General features: G+C 39.5%; 14 protein-coding genes. 4 read left to right on the top strand and 10 right to left on the bottom strand.

From position 1 onward, the window contains the following. Positions 1–301: 301 nt before the first annotated feature. From A33Q_RS03550 to A33Q_RS03525, 6 genes are all read right to left on the bottom strand, one after another. Positions 302–907, bottom strand: a complete 606-nt coding sequence (locus tag A33Q_RS03550; RefSeq protein WP_009035861.1) for a 3-keto-disaccharide hydrolase — start codon at positions 905–907, stop codon at positions 302–304. Positions 908–1,138: 231 nt separating this feature from the next. After that, a complete protein-coding gene (locus A33Q_RS03545; protein ID WP_009035860.1) occupies positions 1,139–1,900 on the bottom strand; it encodes a 3-keto-disaccharide hydrolase in 762 nt (253 codons plus the stop codon). Next, the gene (locus A33Q_RS03540) at positions 1,897–3,246 is read right to left on the bottom strand and encodes a Gfo/Idh/MocA family protein (RefSeq protein WP_009035859.1); all 1,350 of its coding nucleotides are present in this window, start codon (positions 3,244–3,246) and stop codon (positions 1,897–1,899) included. The genes A33Q_RS03545 and A33Q_RS03540 overlap by 4 nt, the downstream gene beginning before the upstream one ends. Before the next feature lie 94 nt (positions 3,247–3,340). After that, on the bottom strand, positions 3,341–4,096 hold the full coding sequence (locus A33Q_RS03535) for an ABC transporter substrate-binding protein (protein ID WP_235062769.1): 756 nt from the start codon (positions 4,094–4,096) through the stop codon (positions 3,341–3,343). A 133-nt stretch (positions 4,097–4,229) separates the two neighbouring features. Beyond that, entirely contained in the window at positions 4,230–5,297 is a 1,068-nt protein-coding gene (locus A33Q_RS03530) for a M42 family metallopeptidase (protein WP_040489829.1), read from the bottom strand. A 258-nt stretch (positions 5,298–5,555) separates the two neighbouring features. Then, complete coding sequence (locus A33Q_RS03525) at positions 5,556–7,139, bottom strand: acyl-CoA carboxylase subunit beta (RefSeq protein ID WP_009035856.1); 1,584 nt, start codon at positions 7,137–7,139, stop codon at positions 5,556–5,558. A gap of 165 nt (positions 7,140–7,304) precedes the next feature. On the opposite strand from A33Q_RS03525, the gene A33Q_RS03520 reads away from it, so the two are divergent. From A33Q_RS03520 to A33Q_RS03505, 4 genes are all read left to right on the top strand, one after another. Further along, positions 7,305–8,261: a Ppx/GppA phosphatase family protein gene (locus A33Q_RS03520; protein WP_009035855.1), complete on the top strand. Its 957-nt coding sequence runs from the start codon at positions 7,305–7,307 to the stop codon at positions 8,259–8,261. 32 nt (positions 8,262–8,293) lie between these two features. Next, positions 8,294–9,364 (top strand): Ldh family oxidoreductase, encoded by a 1,071-nt coding sequence (locus A33Q_RS03515; RefSeq protein ID WP_009035854.1) that lies wholly within the window; start codon positions 8,294–8,296, stop codon positions 9,362–9,364. 86 nt (positions 9,365–9,450) lie between these two features. Further along, entirely contained in the window at positions 9,451–10,815 is a 1,365-nt protein-coding gene (locus A33Q_RS03510; RefSeq protein WP_009035853.1) for a Gfo/Idh/MocA family oxidoreductase, read from the top strand. A gap of 130 nt (positions 10,816–10,945) precedes the next feature. After that, entirely contained in the window at positions 10,946–11,638 is a 693-nt protein-coding gene (locus A33Q_RS03505; protein ID WP_051394806.1) for a DUF4397 domain-containing protein, read from the top strand. A gap of 54 nt (positions 11,639–11,692) precedes the next feature. Here the strand turns inward: A33Q_RS03505 and cysM are convergent, their stop codons facing one another. From cysM to A33Q_RS03485, 4 genes are read right to left on the bottom strand one after another with little or no spacing between them, the layout of a single operon-like run. Then, complete coding sequence (cysM, locus tag A33Q_RS03500) at positions 11,693–12,571, bottom strand: cysteine synthase CysM (protein ID WP_009035851.1); 879 nt, start codon at positions 12,569–12,571, stop codon at positions 11,693–11,695. Next, on the bottom strand, positions 12,568–13,404 hold the full coding sequence (epsC, locus tag A33Q_RS03495) for a serine O-acetyltransferase EpsC (RefSeq protein WP_009035850.1): 837 nt from the start codon (positions 13,402–13,404) through the stop codon (positions 12,568–12,570). Before epsC ends, cysM begins: the two co-directional genes overlap by 4 nt. 22 nt (positions 13,405–13,426) lie before the next feature. Further along, positions 13,427–13,978 (bottom strand): hypothetical protein, encoded by a 552-nt coding sequence (locus A33Q_RS03490; RefSeq protein ID WP_009035849.1) that lies wholly within the window; start codon positions 13,976–13,978, stop codon positions 13,427–13,429. Next, on the bottom strand, positions 13,959–14,246 hold the full coding sequence (locus A33Q_RS03485) for an FtsB family cell division protein (protein ID WP_040489826.1): 288 nt from the start codon (positions 14,244–14,246) through the stop codon (positions 13,959–13,961). The genes A33Q_RS03490 and A33Q_RS03485 overlap by 20 nt, the downstream gene beginning before the upstream one ends. Positions 14,247–14,297 lie beyond the last annotated feature (51 nt).

Here is a 14,297-nt window from a genome sequence, read left to right as displayed (position 1 = left end):
AGCAGATATACCGCCGTATCGAAAACTACCTTACGTAGCTCTTTTTTAAATCCCGTTACCCGAACAGGTTTGCAAAGGTAGAAATTAAATCTCTTTAGGCAAGAGATAAATTGAAATTTATTTTAAAATTATCTCTTTGTTTCAATCTTTTCCCCTTATGGGATTGCAAAGGTGGTGAGCTTTGGTCAAATCTCAAAATCCAAATAGAAATATTTCATAAGAAAATCTCCAACTAGCCTGATAAACAGCTAAAAAAATCCCGATCTTAATTTGACCGGGATTTGATTAAGTCTTGGTACATTTATAATTGCTTCAATCTAATATTCCTCCAGTATACTTTTATGCCTCCTCCATCGTGAATCTGAAGTAAAATTCCACCTTCTCCTTGACCAATCTTTGAATCCGAGTAATTGACCATTTCCACTCCGTTAAGATAAGAAATTACTCTATCGCCATTTACAACTATTTTCATATGATTCCAATCTCCAAACTTTAAGGCGCTATCTTTTTCCTTATCTGGTTTGACAAGCCAGCCTCTACCGTAAGATTCATAAATACCACCGGTATCATAACCTGGAGGGGCTACTTCAACCTGCCAACCTGAAACAATGGTACCATCTACAGTTGATCGGATAAAAACACCGCTGTTACCATCAGCTTCTTGTTTAAATTCAAGATTCAATTCAAAATTTTTGTAATTTTTTTCGGTTCCCAAATAGCCATACTCCTTATCCGGCCCACTTTCGGAAATTAGAAGTCCGTCCTCAACATACCACTTTTCAGTACCATAGATTATCCATCCAGACAAATCCTTGCCATTAAATAGCTCTATTTCTTCATTATAAATAAATGATGAGATACCTAGTGCTATTGCTAAAACCACCGGGATTATATTAAATTTTTTCATGTTTTTTTAATTAATGTTTTCATTGATCATTTGAAGTTTTGCATAAATAAAGGTTAATGCCATGGAGTAACTACTCTGTCATCCCCTACTTCACAAGTAGCTAATTTGCTTTGTTAAAGTACTGCTATATAGGTGTATTTACTGCATAATCTTTCAACTATCCTTTAAATACAAATTGTCGATTTAATTAAACTAGAATCCATCCTCATAAAAATTGGATAGCGGCTAATTTTATAATGGTTTAATTTTAATATTTTTGAACCAAGCTTCACTTCCATGATCCTGCAATGCAATCAATCCTCTTCTAGCTATAGCGTAATCAGGAAAGTCATCCCATTTCCCACTATTTCTCCTCTTTTCCCAATCTTCCGAATAAGGAACAAACTCCAAAGTTTTCTTACCATTAAGCCAGTAACTCGCACCCCTTTTAGAGAAAATAATTTTTGATGTATTCCATTCCCCTGCAGGCTTGACTACACCATCAATATCCCCAGGATACATACCATAATCTGAAGCAAGGGATTGCCAGTCTTCCAGCGGTTCAGGGAAACCTAACTGATCGATCACCTGATACTCAGGCCCAGTTTCGTAAGGAGCATTGTATTTAGGATCCTCTACCACATGGTAAAACACACCACTGTTACCCTCAGGTCCTATTTTCCATGTAAACTCCATTTCAAACTCTTCGAAGTCCATCGGACCAAAAACAATATCTCCCCCAATATCACCACCTGTTCCGAGAGCCTTCAGAGCACCGTCTTCTACTGTCCATCCTTCGGGAAACGTCTCTCCATTAAATGATCTCCAACCAGATGGATCCTCTCCGTCAAAGAGCAACATCCAACCTTCCGATTTTTCATCTTCAGTAAGGGAATTATCTAGTATGATTATTTCTTCTTCAATCTCTTCTTCCTCAACCGTCTTTTCGGGACTACAGGCCCATACAAAAAGGGGGAGAATCAAAGGCAAATAAAAATCACTTTTTCTTATCATATCAGTTTCATGTTTACAGGATCCCATTGAATAAATTTATTCTGGAAATAACTGTCGTTACACAAAAGGGCTGGAGCTGCCGCTCTAAAACCAAATACTGGATCTTCTGCAACAGTACCTCCAGTACGGATTGCCTGAAACCAGTTTCCAAAATGATCATAATGTGCTCCTTTCCAATTTCTTTGGGCAGTATATACCAATTCTTTTGGAGGCAAAATTGCAGCTCTAGTATCAGAATCACCTCTTAATCTAGCCTGTTCTTGCAGAAAAGGATCATCTGAAGTCATGGTTTGATTCATTTTCACAACCACTTCCTCCCACTTTACATCCATTGACCCCTTCGTACCTACAATCCTTAAATACGTTGTACCACTTGTACCGTCTACGAAATTACATCTCAAAGAAAGATTGAAACCTGCATGTTTTTCTGTCTCAGGATAGTCAAAGGTTCCCAATAAAACATCTGGAACTTCCCTTCCGTCCTTCCAATATCTTAAGCCTCCCATTGAGGAAATCTTATTTGGACCATAAGAATCGGTAATAAAATGTAAGCTTGAAAATAAATGAACGAACAAATCTCCTGACATTCCTGTACCATAATCGAGGTAATTTCTCCATCTAAAAAATCGGAGAGGGTCCCAATCTCTGCTTTTTGTATTGGAAACATATTTTTTCCAATCAACAGTTTGTTCATTTCCATCCTTTGGAATTGCATACTGCCAAGCTCCCTCAGGAGACATCCTTGCCCAAAAACCCTCAGCATAAACTATATCTCCAATTGCACCTTCGGCTAAAAGTTCTTTCGCTTTTTCATTTCCTAGAGATGAGACACCTTGGCTACCAACTATCATTACCTTACCCGATTTTTTCCAGGCATTGATCACATCCATGCCTTCTTTGACAGAATGTACCATGGGTTTTTCGCAATACACATGCTTCCCGGCATTCAATGCATCAATACTGATTTGCTTATGCCAATGGTCTGATGTAGCTATAATAACAGCATCAACATCACTTCTTTTCAGGAGTTCTTTGTGATCCTGTGTTACAAAAAGATGGTCACCCCAACGCTGTTTTGCAGAGTCCAATCTTCCTTTATATAGATCACAGACCGCTACAAGCTCCACATTGGCATGTCTTAGCGCAGAATTGGTGTCTTCAATTCCCATAATCCCAGCGCCAATCAGCCCTAATTTGATTGTGGTATCATTCTCAGAATTGAATTGATTTTTAATTTCTATCAGGTTTTTGGCCTGAGCTTCTTGGGACAAGGCGATGGGACTCAATGCTGCTATTGCTCCCGTTGCGCCTAATTTTCTTAGAAAATCCCTCCTTTGTCTCTTCATGGTATTAGGTTATGGTTATTGAATTGAGCAGAAAAGTTAATTAATTTTTTTACAAAAGTTGCCTCTTTTGATTGAATTTTTTATGAACGGAAACTTAATTGAATGAAGTTTGAAGCTTTTTTAAATAAGCAGTCAAATAAAGTAGTCTACTCCCGTACCAAGAAAACATCTCCCCATCTACCAATAGAATTTTTGTATCCGGTAAAAGCTCACCAAATTCATATATATGCTTTTGCTTGAAAGGAAAAGGTTCTGAACTCAGTAGCAGATAATCTGGATCCAATCTTCTAATCTCCTCCACAGTTAGCTCCGGATAGCGTTGATTAATAACCAAATTTTCAAAACCCGCTTTTTGTAGCATATCATTGATAAAAGTATTTCTCCCGGCCACCATTAGGGGGTCTTTCCAAATCAGGTATATTGCTGACCCTAACTTGGGTTGGGTAATATTCATATTTTGACGGATTTTCTGAACCAATGTATCTGCTTCCTCTGATGTTCCAGTAATCTCACCTATTCCCTGCATCATGTTGAAAGCGCCTTCCAAGTCATAAATATCACTCATCCACACTGGATATTTTTCAGACAAACGGTCAATTCCTTCCTGATAATTTTCCTCTTTATTGCCGATGACCAGGTCAGGCTGGAGGGCCTCAATTTTATCAAAATGAAAACTTTTAGTACCTCCGATGATGGACTTTTGCTTTTTAAGCCCTTTAGGATGAACACAAAACTTGGTAAGCCCAACCAGCCTATCCTCCAAACCCAAATCCACCAACAACTCCGTCTGTGAAGGAACCAGCGAAATAATGCGCTCTGGCCGCTTGGGAATTTCGATCCTCCGGTTCATCTGGTCGAAAAAGAAAGGCATGGGAAGAGTGTGCTCGTGATTATTGGTCAGTGATTAGGTGATTGAGTGAGTCTTAATATGATGTCCCACCCTGAAATTACTTGGCTTGTTTTTCATTTCCCGCATCTCGCTTCTAAACCACATACCTAAAGTCAAATTCGGGATCAAAATCAAGCAAAAACTGGTAAATCAATTCAATCACTTGTTCAATATCATCCTTACTTGCTGTTTCCACCGTGGTATGCATATATTTCAAAGCCAAAGAAACCAATGCTGAGGGGACACCTTCATTTGAATATGCGAAAGCGTCTGTATCAGTCCCCGTACTTCTTGAGGCAGCTGCTCTTTGAAAGGGGATCTCTTTTTTGTTTGCTGTAGCTATAATCAGATCCAGAAGTTTTTTGTGCACTGCTGCTCCATAGGTCAATACAGGACCTTTACCTGCCACTTGATCACCACTGACATTTTTATTATACATAGGTGCAGTGGTATCGTGGCAAACGTCTGTAATGATAGCTAAGTTGGGCTTGATACGGGCAGCTATCATTTCTGCACCCCTAAGCCCAATTTCCTCTTGTACTGCGTTGACTACATATAAAGCAAAGGGTAGCTTTACTCCGGATTGCTTAATTTTCTTAGCTACTTCTGCAATCATGTAGCCTCCTATCCTATTATCAAGTGCCCTACCTGAATAAAACTTGCCGTTTAATTCCTGAAGTTCATCCTTGAAGGTAACCACGCAACCCACGTGAACTCCCATTTCTTCAACTTCTTCTTTTGTCCGGGCGCCTACATCTATAAAAATATTATCCAAGGTGGGAGCTTCCTCTTTTCCATCTTTTCTAACATGAATGGCTGGCCAGCCAAAAACACCGGGAATGATGGCTTCATCGGTATGAATATTAACTCTCATGGAGGGGGCTATCATATGATCAGACCCTCCATTTCTTCTCACATAAATATATCCTTCAGGGGTAATATAATTGACAAACCAAGATATCTCATCAGCATGTGCTTCGATAACAACTTTATATTTGGAATCAGGATTAATTACACAGACTGCTGTACCGTATTGATCAGTAAAATGTGTATCTGCGAAAGGTTTGACATAGTCTAACCAGATTTTCTGGCCAGAAGCTTCAAATCCAGTCGGAGATGCATTGTTGAGGTATTTATATAGAAAGATGATTGATTCACTCATTTGATTAGGCATTTAGTTCTTTATTATTAGATTCATATTACAAAAATTACGATACACGAAGTCGATTTACGAAGAGCAACTCAAATAACCTTGCTTTTTTCGGTAGTAAGCATTTCTGTTAGACAGACAATTACCATACTTGAAATTCCAACTAACAAAGACTCTATCGATCTTTTCATCATACCCGTTACTGAGAATTAGTAAAACAGGTACTCAATTCGTCAGTTCATCAATTGCATTTTGTAAAACTTCCAATTGCTATAGCGGTATATTCCCATGCTTCTTCCTCGGCAATTTGTCTACTTTGTTTTCTAACATTTTATAAGCTTTAATCAGCTTTTCACGAGTCTCTGAAGGCATAATCACCTCATCTATAAACCCACGGTGGGCCGCTCTATACGGGTTGGCGAATTTTGCAGTGTATTCATCTATTTTCTCCTGAAGTTTTTCTTCAGGGTTTTCTGCTACTGCAATTTCTCTTTTGAATATAATTTCTGCGGCGCCTTTGGCTCCCATCACTGCGATCTCAGCACTAGGCCAAGCAAAATTCAGATCCGCTCCGATATGCTTTGAGTTCATGACATCATAAGCTCCACCATAAGCTTTCCTGGTGATCACTGTTACCCGTGGTACTGTCGCTTCAGAGAATGCATACAACAACTTGGCTCCATTGACAATAATGCCATTCCACTCCTGATCAGTCCCCGGCAAAAAACCAGGGACATCAACCAATACCAACAAAGGCACATTGAAAGAATCGCAAAACCTTACAAATCTTGCAGCTTTGACTGAGGCATCATTATCCAGCACACCAGCTAGAGACTGCGGCTGATTACCAACAATACCAATGCTTCTACCTGCAATCCTGGCAAAGCCTACTACAATATTGTCTGCATAATTTTTATGAACTTCCATAAAAGAGGATTCATCCACTATGCCTTCTATGACTTCCCGCATGTCATACGGATGATTGGTGTTATCTGGGATTATTTTATCCAGAATTTCTCTTGTCTCTGAATCTTTTACTTCATAGGGATAAATTGGAGCATCATCTTCACAGTTTTGAGGAATATAACTTAACAGTTGTTTGATATGCTGCATGCATGCAACTTCATTGGCACAAGCAAAATGCGTCACCCCACTTTTCGTACTATGCGCACTCGCTCCACCTAATTCTTCAGCAGTGACATCTTCCTGTGTAACTGTCTTTACTACGTTTGGACCTGTAACAAACATATAGGAGGAGTTCTCTACCATCAAGATAAAGTCTGTAATCGCAGGTGAATAAACAGCTCCACCGGCACAAGGTCCCATAATAGCAGAGATCTGGGGTACTACACCTGATGCCAAGGTATTTCTATAAAAAATATCAGCATAGCCCCCAAGAGAAACCACTCCCTCTTGAATCCTAGCTCCACCTGAATCATTCAAACCAATTACAGGAGCTCCATTTTTCATGGCCATATCCATTATTTTACATATTTTTTCGGCATGTGTTTCGGATAGTGAGCCCCCAAAAACTGTAAAGTCCTGGGAATAAATATAAACCAATCTCCCATTGATCTCTCCATACCCTGTCACAACCCCATCGCCCAGATAATGCTCTTTATCAAGTCCGAAATCTTTGGCTCTATGCATTACAAATTTGTCGATTTCCTGAAAAGTACCTTCGTCCAATAAAAAATGAATCCTTTCTCTTGCAGTAAGTTTCCCCTTTTTATGTTGGGCTTCTATTCTTTTCTGCCCACCGCCGAGAAGTGCTTCTTCATTTTTTTTATTCAACAAGTCGATTTTATCCTTGTTACTGGGCAAAGTGTAAAGTCCTTTAATATTGCTATCCATTGAGTCTAAAGTTATTTGGTTATCTCAAATATAAGGAGGGGTATCTTTGCTCAAAAATATTTGTGTAAATACATCAAACAATTCTCCTGAACTTAAGAAAAAATAGTCATTCTCATGGTTTTGAGATAAACTTTCTATATTCGCACAACTAAAATTCAGGGCGGAATGATCCCAAATAAAGCAGCAATCATTGATATGGGTACCAATACATTTCATTTGTTATTGGTTGAATTGTACGAAGACAGGTTTCACACGATTTATAAAGAAAAAATCCCTGTTAAAATTGGACAGGGAGGCATCAGTCAAAACCTGATTCACCCTGATGCGCAAAAAAGAGCTTTTCACACATTGAAGCATTTCCGGAGCCTAATTGATGGAGAATCAATCAAAAGTGTATTTGCATTTGCAACGAGTGCTGTAAGAAATGCTGAAAATGGACCCGCATTTGTAAGGGAGATCAAAGAAAGTTTCGGTATTTCAGTAAATGTTATTGATGGAAATGAAGAGGCACAGATGATTTATGAAGGAATCCGTTTCAGTGGATCTCTCAATGGACAAACAGCCCTCATGATGGATATTGGCGGAGGGTCTGTAGAATTCATTATCGGAACTGCCAATGAAGCCTTTTGGAGAAAAAGTTTTGAAATAGGCGGTCAAAGAATGTTAGACTTATTTCATTACCATGATCCCATTCATTCTGAAGAAGTAGACAACCTAACAGCTTATTTAAAAGAAAATCTTTTTGAACTACAGGAAGCTGTAGATCTTTACAGGCCTACTGCTTTAGTGGGTGCTTCTGGGACTTTTGACACACTTACGGATATTTATTATCATACTCTGAAACTGCAAAAGACAAAAAACCAGCAGGTTTTTCAACTTCCCAGAAAGTCGTTTGATGAAATAGCCGACAAATTATTAACCCTAAATAAGGAGGAACGGCTTAAAATCCCTGGAATGATACCCATGCGGGTTGATATGATAGTCGTGGCCTCCTGTTTGATAAAATTTATCCTTCAAATGGTCCCTGTGGATGTTTTGACATGCTCCAATTTTGCTTTAAAGGAAGGCGCGATTGCACAACTTATGGGTAAACACTCCCTGGCACCGGCTGTTAGCAGATAAATCCCGAATCTCAAATACCCAATTCTTGGAAAATGACAGTTGATTACAAGAGACTTTATAATTTCACCAAAAATATACTTTTAAAAATCGGTTGTTCAGCTGAACATGCAGCGCTTGGAGCGGATGTCTTGCTTTCTGCAGATTTGAGAGGAGTTGATTCTCATGGCGTAGCACGTCTTTCAGGCTATGTCAGACTTTGGGAAAAGAATCGGATCAACCCTAGGCCAAATATCCGTATAGTCCATGAAACACCAAGTACGGCAGTAGTCGACGGAGATGCTGGATTGGGATTGGTCGTGGCACCATATGCGATGAAAGTCGCCATTGAAAAAGCCAAAATAGCAGGTACTGGATGGGTATCTGTAAAAAACTCAAACCATTACGGAATTGCAGGGTATCATAGTATGATGGCTTTGGAACATGACATGATAGGCCTATCTTTTACCAATGCAAGTCCTTTAGTCTCTCCTACATTTTCCAAGGAAAGGCTTTTGGGAACCAATCCTATCTCAGTAGCTATTCCAGCTGGAAAACAACCCCCATTTGTTGCAGATATGGCAACTACCACAGCTGCTAACGGGAAATTGGAAATACTTCAAAGAAAAAATGAAAATGCTCCGTTTGGCTGGGTGCAAGATGCTTCAGGCAACCCTACTCAAGACTCAAATGGTGTAAAAAAAGGTGGTGCTTTACTTCCTTTGGGAGGAGACAGGGAGCATGGCTCTCATAAAGGATATGCTTTAGGAGCCATAGTGGACATTTTTTCAGCAGTGCTTTCAGGTGCAAATTACGGCCCATGGGTACCTCCCTTCGTTGCATTTTTAAAGCCGGATCCCAACCCTGTAGGAGAAGGTCTTGGCCATTTTATGGGAGCAATGAGAATTGATGCATTTAGACCTGCTGAGGATTTCAAATCACATATGGATAACTGGATTTCCAGATTCAGAGAAGCAAAACCCACAGATGGGAATACTAGAGTGCTTATACCTGGGGATCCGGAAAGGGATTTGGAACAAGCCAGAATTGAAGATGGAATCCCGCTTTTACAAGCCGTAATTGATGATTTGACCAAATTGGGAGAAAGATTTGAAGTAAGCCTCTGACCATCCATCAAAACCGATTTGATTGGTTTTTACCTTTTTGTAAATTGGTTGGGTATTTAACATTCACCTATCAAACCCAGTAACCAATGAAAAATCTCTCACTAAACAGAAGGCAGTTTATAAAAGGAAGTGGAGCCACATTAGCCCTAGCAAGTATGGGGCTTATGGGTATGAATTTTGTCAAAACTGAAAAAACATTACAAGTCGCACTCATAGGAAGTGGCTGGTATGGCAAAAGTGATCTTTTCCGATTGATCCAAATTGCCGACTGTGAAGTGGTCGCACTTTGCGATGTTGATGCTAATATGCTCAAAGAAGCCGGAGAGCTTGTTTCCCAAAGACAAAAATCAGGAAAAGTACCTACACTGTACAAAGACTATCGAGAGCTTCTAAAAAATCACAAACTCGACATTACAGTCATAGGTAGTCCTGATCACTGGCATGCACTCCAGGCAATTGCTGCTATCAAATCAGGTTCCCACGTATATCTTCAAAAACCCATCTCAGTAGATGTAATAGAAGGCGAGTCGGTAGTGGCCGCAGCCAGGAAGTATAACAAAATGGTCCAAGTAGGAGTACAGCGAAGAAGCACACCGCATCTTTGGGATGCAAAAAGAGAAATCTTAGAAAAAAACAAGCTGGGCAAAATCTCTCATGTTGAAATCTGCTGCTATTATCATATGCGCGCCAATGGAAATCCTGATGTACAGCCAGTACCGGATTTTTTGGACTATGAAATGTGGACTGGTCCTGCACCTTTGCGCCCATATGACGGGCTTCCGCATACTCGCTGGTGGAGAACATTCATGGAATATGGAAATGGTATAACCGGGGACATGTGTGTCCACATGCTGGATACAGTAAGGTGGCTACTTGCCCTTGATTGGCCAACTAAAATCACCTCTACTGGAGGAATTTATGTTCAAAAAGATGGGAAATCAAATATTTCAGATACCCAGACTGCGATATTTGAATTTGATAAATTGAATGTAGTCTGGCAACACAGAAGTTGGGGTGCCCCGGTAGACCCTGAATACCCATGGGCATTTAAAATCTTTGGTGAAAAAGGGACTTTAGCAGGTAGTACCATGAAAGCGGAATTTATTCCAATGGAAGGTGAAAAAGTATTGTTTGACGTGCTTTACGAAAGAGAAAAATATCCTGAAGACCTTACTGAGGACAGAATTGAATTGAACGCCGCTCCTGCAACAAGAAGGCAAATGCAAAACCTGATTAAATCTATTGAAACAGGCGAATTGCCAGTGGCCGATATAAAAGAAGGACATATTTCTACTGCTTCATGCATATTGGCAAATATTTCAATGGAGCTCGGGAGACCCCTAGTCTATGATCCACAAAAAATGGAAGTAGTGAATGACCCAGAAGCTACCGCTAAACTCAGGAGACCTTATCGAGCCCCCTGGGTGCATCCGGAACCAGATACAGTTTAAAAGTAAAAATCCCCGAAAATTCGGGGATTTTTTTTTACCTATGTAGCACATCTGACTATTCCAGCGTCCTGTGGACAAATAACTAAACCAACTATTATTTATGATTAAATATTCATCTATCCTGATAGCTATGAAAAGAAGCTTAATGGTCTTATTTGTAATCGGAGTTACAACGCTGCTTAATTCATGCCTACAAGACAGAGACCCTGTCACTCCACCTGATGCGGCATTTCTCACTATTTATCATGCTTCACCTGATTCACCAGACCTTGATATTTATGCAGAAAGCAACAGGATCAATACTAATCCTCTAAGGTATAGCACATCATTTCCATACAGTCAGTTTTTTGCTGCTGAGCGACTGCTGAGATTCACCCCGCATAATGCCGCCAATACTGTTTTGGAGACAACACATACCCTAGAAAAGGATAAGGTCTATTCTATATTTCTTGTAAACAAGATGAGTGAAATTCAAGCCTTGAAAGTTGAGGACAAATGGGAAGAACCAACCTCTGAAAAAGCTCAGATCAGGCTGGCGCAATTGTCTCCTGACTCAGGAGATCTTAAAATCAAGATAGATGAACAGGCTGACTTTTTTGGAGAAAGTATCCCTTTTAAAGGGATCACTGATTTCAAAGAAATTGAAAAGAATAAAGTGAAAATCACTATCATGGATAACTCTGGAGAGGAAGTTCTTACCATTGATAATTTAGATATCCGAGGAAACCGAGTTTATACATTAATCATCAGAGGGTTCTCAGATGCTCAAAATGGAAATAATCCATTGAGTGCACAATTACTTACCAACTATATAAAATTCTAATCTTTCTCAAGTATTTTGTGGTAGCCCGGGGGACGGTTCGTCTTCCGGGATTTTTTACCCAAACAAATCCGAACTAAGATATCTATCACCCCTGTCACAAGTAATACATACTATTACTCCTTTTTCCAGCTCTTGAGCCAATTCCAAAGCAGCATATAAGGCCCCCCCACTACTCATTCCAGCCAAGATACCTTCTTCTTTGGCCATCCTTCTGGTCGTTTCAGTAGCTTGCGACTGGCTTACATCAATCACCCGGTCTACTCTTTCGGCTTCAAAAATTTTAGGCAAAAACTCTGGAGTCCATCTTCTGATACCAGGAATGCTGGAGCCATCAGTGGGTTGCGTGCCAACAATTTGAATATTTGGGTTTTTCTCTTTCAAATATCTGGAAACTCCCATTATAGTACCTGTAGTCCCCATTGCTGAAACGAAGTGGGTTACCTCACCATCAGTGTCTTTCCAAATTTCGGGACCTGTCGTGTGATAATGCGCCATGTAATTATCTGGATTTGAAAACTGATTCAGGATAACATAATTTTCTTCCTCCGCCATTTTTTCTGCCAGCGCTCTAGAATATTCGATAGTCTTGGCTGCTGGAGTCAAAATCACTCTAGCACCATACGCCTCCATAGAAAGCACCCTTTCTTTGGTACTGTTGTCAGGCATAACTAAAGTCATGTCAACACCTAAGATATTTGCAACCATAGCCAGTGCAATTCCGGTATTTCCACTGGTAGCTTCGATCAGTTTATCTCCAGGTCTGATAGTCCCCCTTTCCAGTGCACATTTTATCATGTTATAGGCAGCTCTGTCTTTCACACTACCTCCAGGGTTTTGACCCTCAAGCTTACAAAAAATTTTCACACTCTGTTTTTGGGGAATATTTGAAAGCTCTACAAGAGGTGTATTACCTATTAAATCAACAAGTTTCATCCTTGACTTCTGATTATGTATGTATCAGTTTGTTCAGAATCTGGGTTATACATCCTGGCCTGATAATAAATTTTACTAAAAGCAGGGATGCTCTTAGTTACCCATACATTTCCACCGATAATTGATCTTTCTCCAATTACAGTATTGCCTCCTAAAATAGTCGCGCCTGCATAAATGACCACTCCTTCTTCTATTGTCGGGTGCCTTTTTTTATCAGCATCTTCCTTTTCCACACTTAAAGCGCCTAGAGTGACACCTTGATATATTTTCACATCATTGCCAATTACAGTCGTCTCACCGATAACAATTCCCGTCCCGTGATCTATACAAAAACGCTGACCTATTTTTGCTCCGGGGTGAATATCGATTCCAGTACGGCTATGTGCAAACTCCGTAATCATCCTAGGAATTAGATTCACTCCAAAGCTATGTAGCAAATGTGCAATTCTATATGCAGCTATTGCATAAAATCCGGGATAACAACGAATGATTTCTGTGATGGATTTTGCAGCTGGGTCACCGGCATACATCGCTTGAATATCTTTTTGGATAAGGTCATATACATGCTCTAATTCCTCAAAAAATTGATCAGCTATCAAGCCCCCCTCACTATTATGTAAGTGCTTATTTTTGATAAGAAGATTACTGAGTTTGTGTCTTAATTCCTCAATTTTCGCCAATACCTGAGCCTCCTCTTTAAGCAGTTCATGGGCAAAATCAGGGAATAATAAGCCTAAAATATTCTCAAAAAAAGACTGGATGACTTTAGGTGATGGACATTCAGGGCATTCTTTGTGAGCCTTGCTAAGTTTCTGAACCAGTGAATCCGACATAGGTAAGGTAAATAGGTGGTGATTACAGAATAAAACCTACTCTGATTACATAAGGTTCAAAATATGGAGATCTTCTGTTATCATGCAACAAATTGTACAAAAAAGTAAAGTTAAAGCCTCCTCTATCACCTGAAGGAACGAAATACCCCCCTCCTAGAAAAAAGGCAGGTACCCATATTCTCTCAAATACATTTCTGTTATTATCAAACCAGTCGTAATTGACATTTTCAAATTCGGCATGAGCAAAGAAATTGGGGAAAATATTATATCTGCCAAAAACCCTACCCCCGTAAAGACTATTACTGCCTCCAAAGAACCTTCTATCATTAAAATACTGATAAGTACCTCCAACCCCTCCGGAAAGTCTGTTTGTAATCATAGCCCCTACTAAGGGGGAAATATCAACGAAGGTTATGGTTCCAAAAGAAGCCCCAAAATTCCCCCCATAATAAAGTCTATCTTTAAGTGGTGGGTTCATTTCTTCATCAATTACCCGCTGGCCATTGGAAGAAAATACGGCAACGAAAAAAAACAATACAAATACCGGCAATACTTTACTCTTCCACAACCACATATAAATCTTCACTTTTCCTTTTCATCAAATATCGTTCTCTGGCAAATTTCTCCAGCATTTCATAATTACTCATCAACTCTTCTCTGTCTGCTCTGATTTTCTCTTTACGCTCCAGATAAAACTCTTTTTGTTTCTCCAGTTCTTTGATTTTAGACCTAAGCTTATACTGGGTTATGATGTCATTGGAATCAATAAATACCATCCAAAGGATAAAAAATAGTGTGAACAGAAAGTAAAAGTTTTTGGTGTATTTAAGGTATTTCCGCATTTTCTGAATTGTTGACTCAAACAAATATAGAAAATGGTAACAAATTAAACC

It is taken from the genome of Indibacter alkaliphilus LW1, assembly GCF_000295935.2.
GTDB classification, from domain to species: Bacteria; Bacteroidota; Bacteroidia; order Cytophagales; family Cyclobacteriaceae; genus Indibacter; species Indibacter alkaliphilus.
The sequence above is the reverse complement of the archived record's forward strand: the minus strand, read 5'-3'. Positions and strand labels throughout refer to the sequence as shown.

Excerpts from the sequence above, each read along its gene's own strand:
- A33Q_RS03550 (WP_009035861.1), bottom strand. The coding sequence starts at position 907 with ATGAAAAAATTTAATATAATCCCGGTGGTTTTAGCAATAGCACTAGGT.
- A33Q_RS03545 (WP_009035860.1), bottom strand. The coding sequence starts at position 1,900 with ATGATAAGAAAAAGTGATTTTTATTTGCCTTTGATTCTCCCCCTTTTT.
- A33Q_RS03540 (WP_009035859.1), bottom strand. The coding sequence starts at position 3,246 with ATGAAGAGACAAAGGAGGGATTTTCTAAGAAAATTAGGCGCAACGGGA.
- A33Q_RS03535 (WP_235062769.1), bottom strand. The coding sequence starts at position 4,096 with ATGAACCGGAGGATCGAAATTCCCAAGCGGCCAGAGCGCATTATTTCG.
- A33Q_RS03530 (WP_040489829.1), bottom strand. The coding sequence starts at position 5,297 with ATGAGTGAATCAATCATCTTTCTATATAAATACCTCAACAATGCATCT.
- A33Q_RS03525 (WP_009035856.1), bottom strand. The coding sequence starts at position 7,139 with ATGGATAGCAATATTAAAGGACTTTACACTTTGCCCAGTAACAAGGAT.
- A33Q_RS03520 (WP_009035855.1), top strand. The coding sequence starts at position 7,305 with ATGATCCCAAATAAAGCAGCAATCATTGATATGGGTACCAATACATTT.
- A33Q_RS03515 (WP_009035854.1), top strand. The coding sequence starts at position 8,294 with ATGACAGTTGATTACAAGAGACTTTATAATTTCACCAAAAATATACTT.
- A33Q_RS03510 (WP_009035853.1), top strand. The coding sequence starts at position 9,451 with ATGAAAAATCTCTCACTAAACAGAAGGCAGTTTATAAAAGGAAGTGGA.
- A33Q_RS03505 (WP_051394806.1), top strand. The coding sequence starts at position 10,946 with ATGAAAAGAAGCTTAATGGTCTTATTTGTAATCGGAGTTACAACGCTG.
- cysM (WP_009035851.1), bottom strand. The coding sequence starts at position 12,571 with ATGAAACTTGTTGATTTAATAGGTAATACACCTCTTGTAGAGCTTTCA.
- epsC (WP_009035850.1), bottom strand. The coding sequence starts at position 13,404 with ATGTCGGATTCACTGGTTCAGAAACTTAGCAAGGCTCACAAAGAATGC.
- A33Q_RS03490 (WP_009035849.1), bottom strand. The coding sequence starts at position 13,978 with ATGTGGTTGTGGAAGAGTAAAGTATTGCCGGTATTTGTATTGTTTTTT.
- A33Q_RS03485 (WP_040489826.1), bottom strand. The coding sequence starts at position 14,246 with ATGCGGAAATACCTTAAATACACCAAAAACTTTTACTTTCTGTTCACA.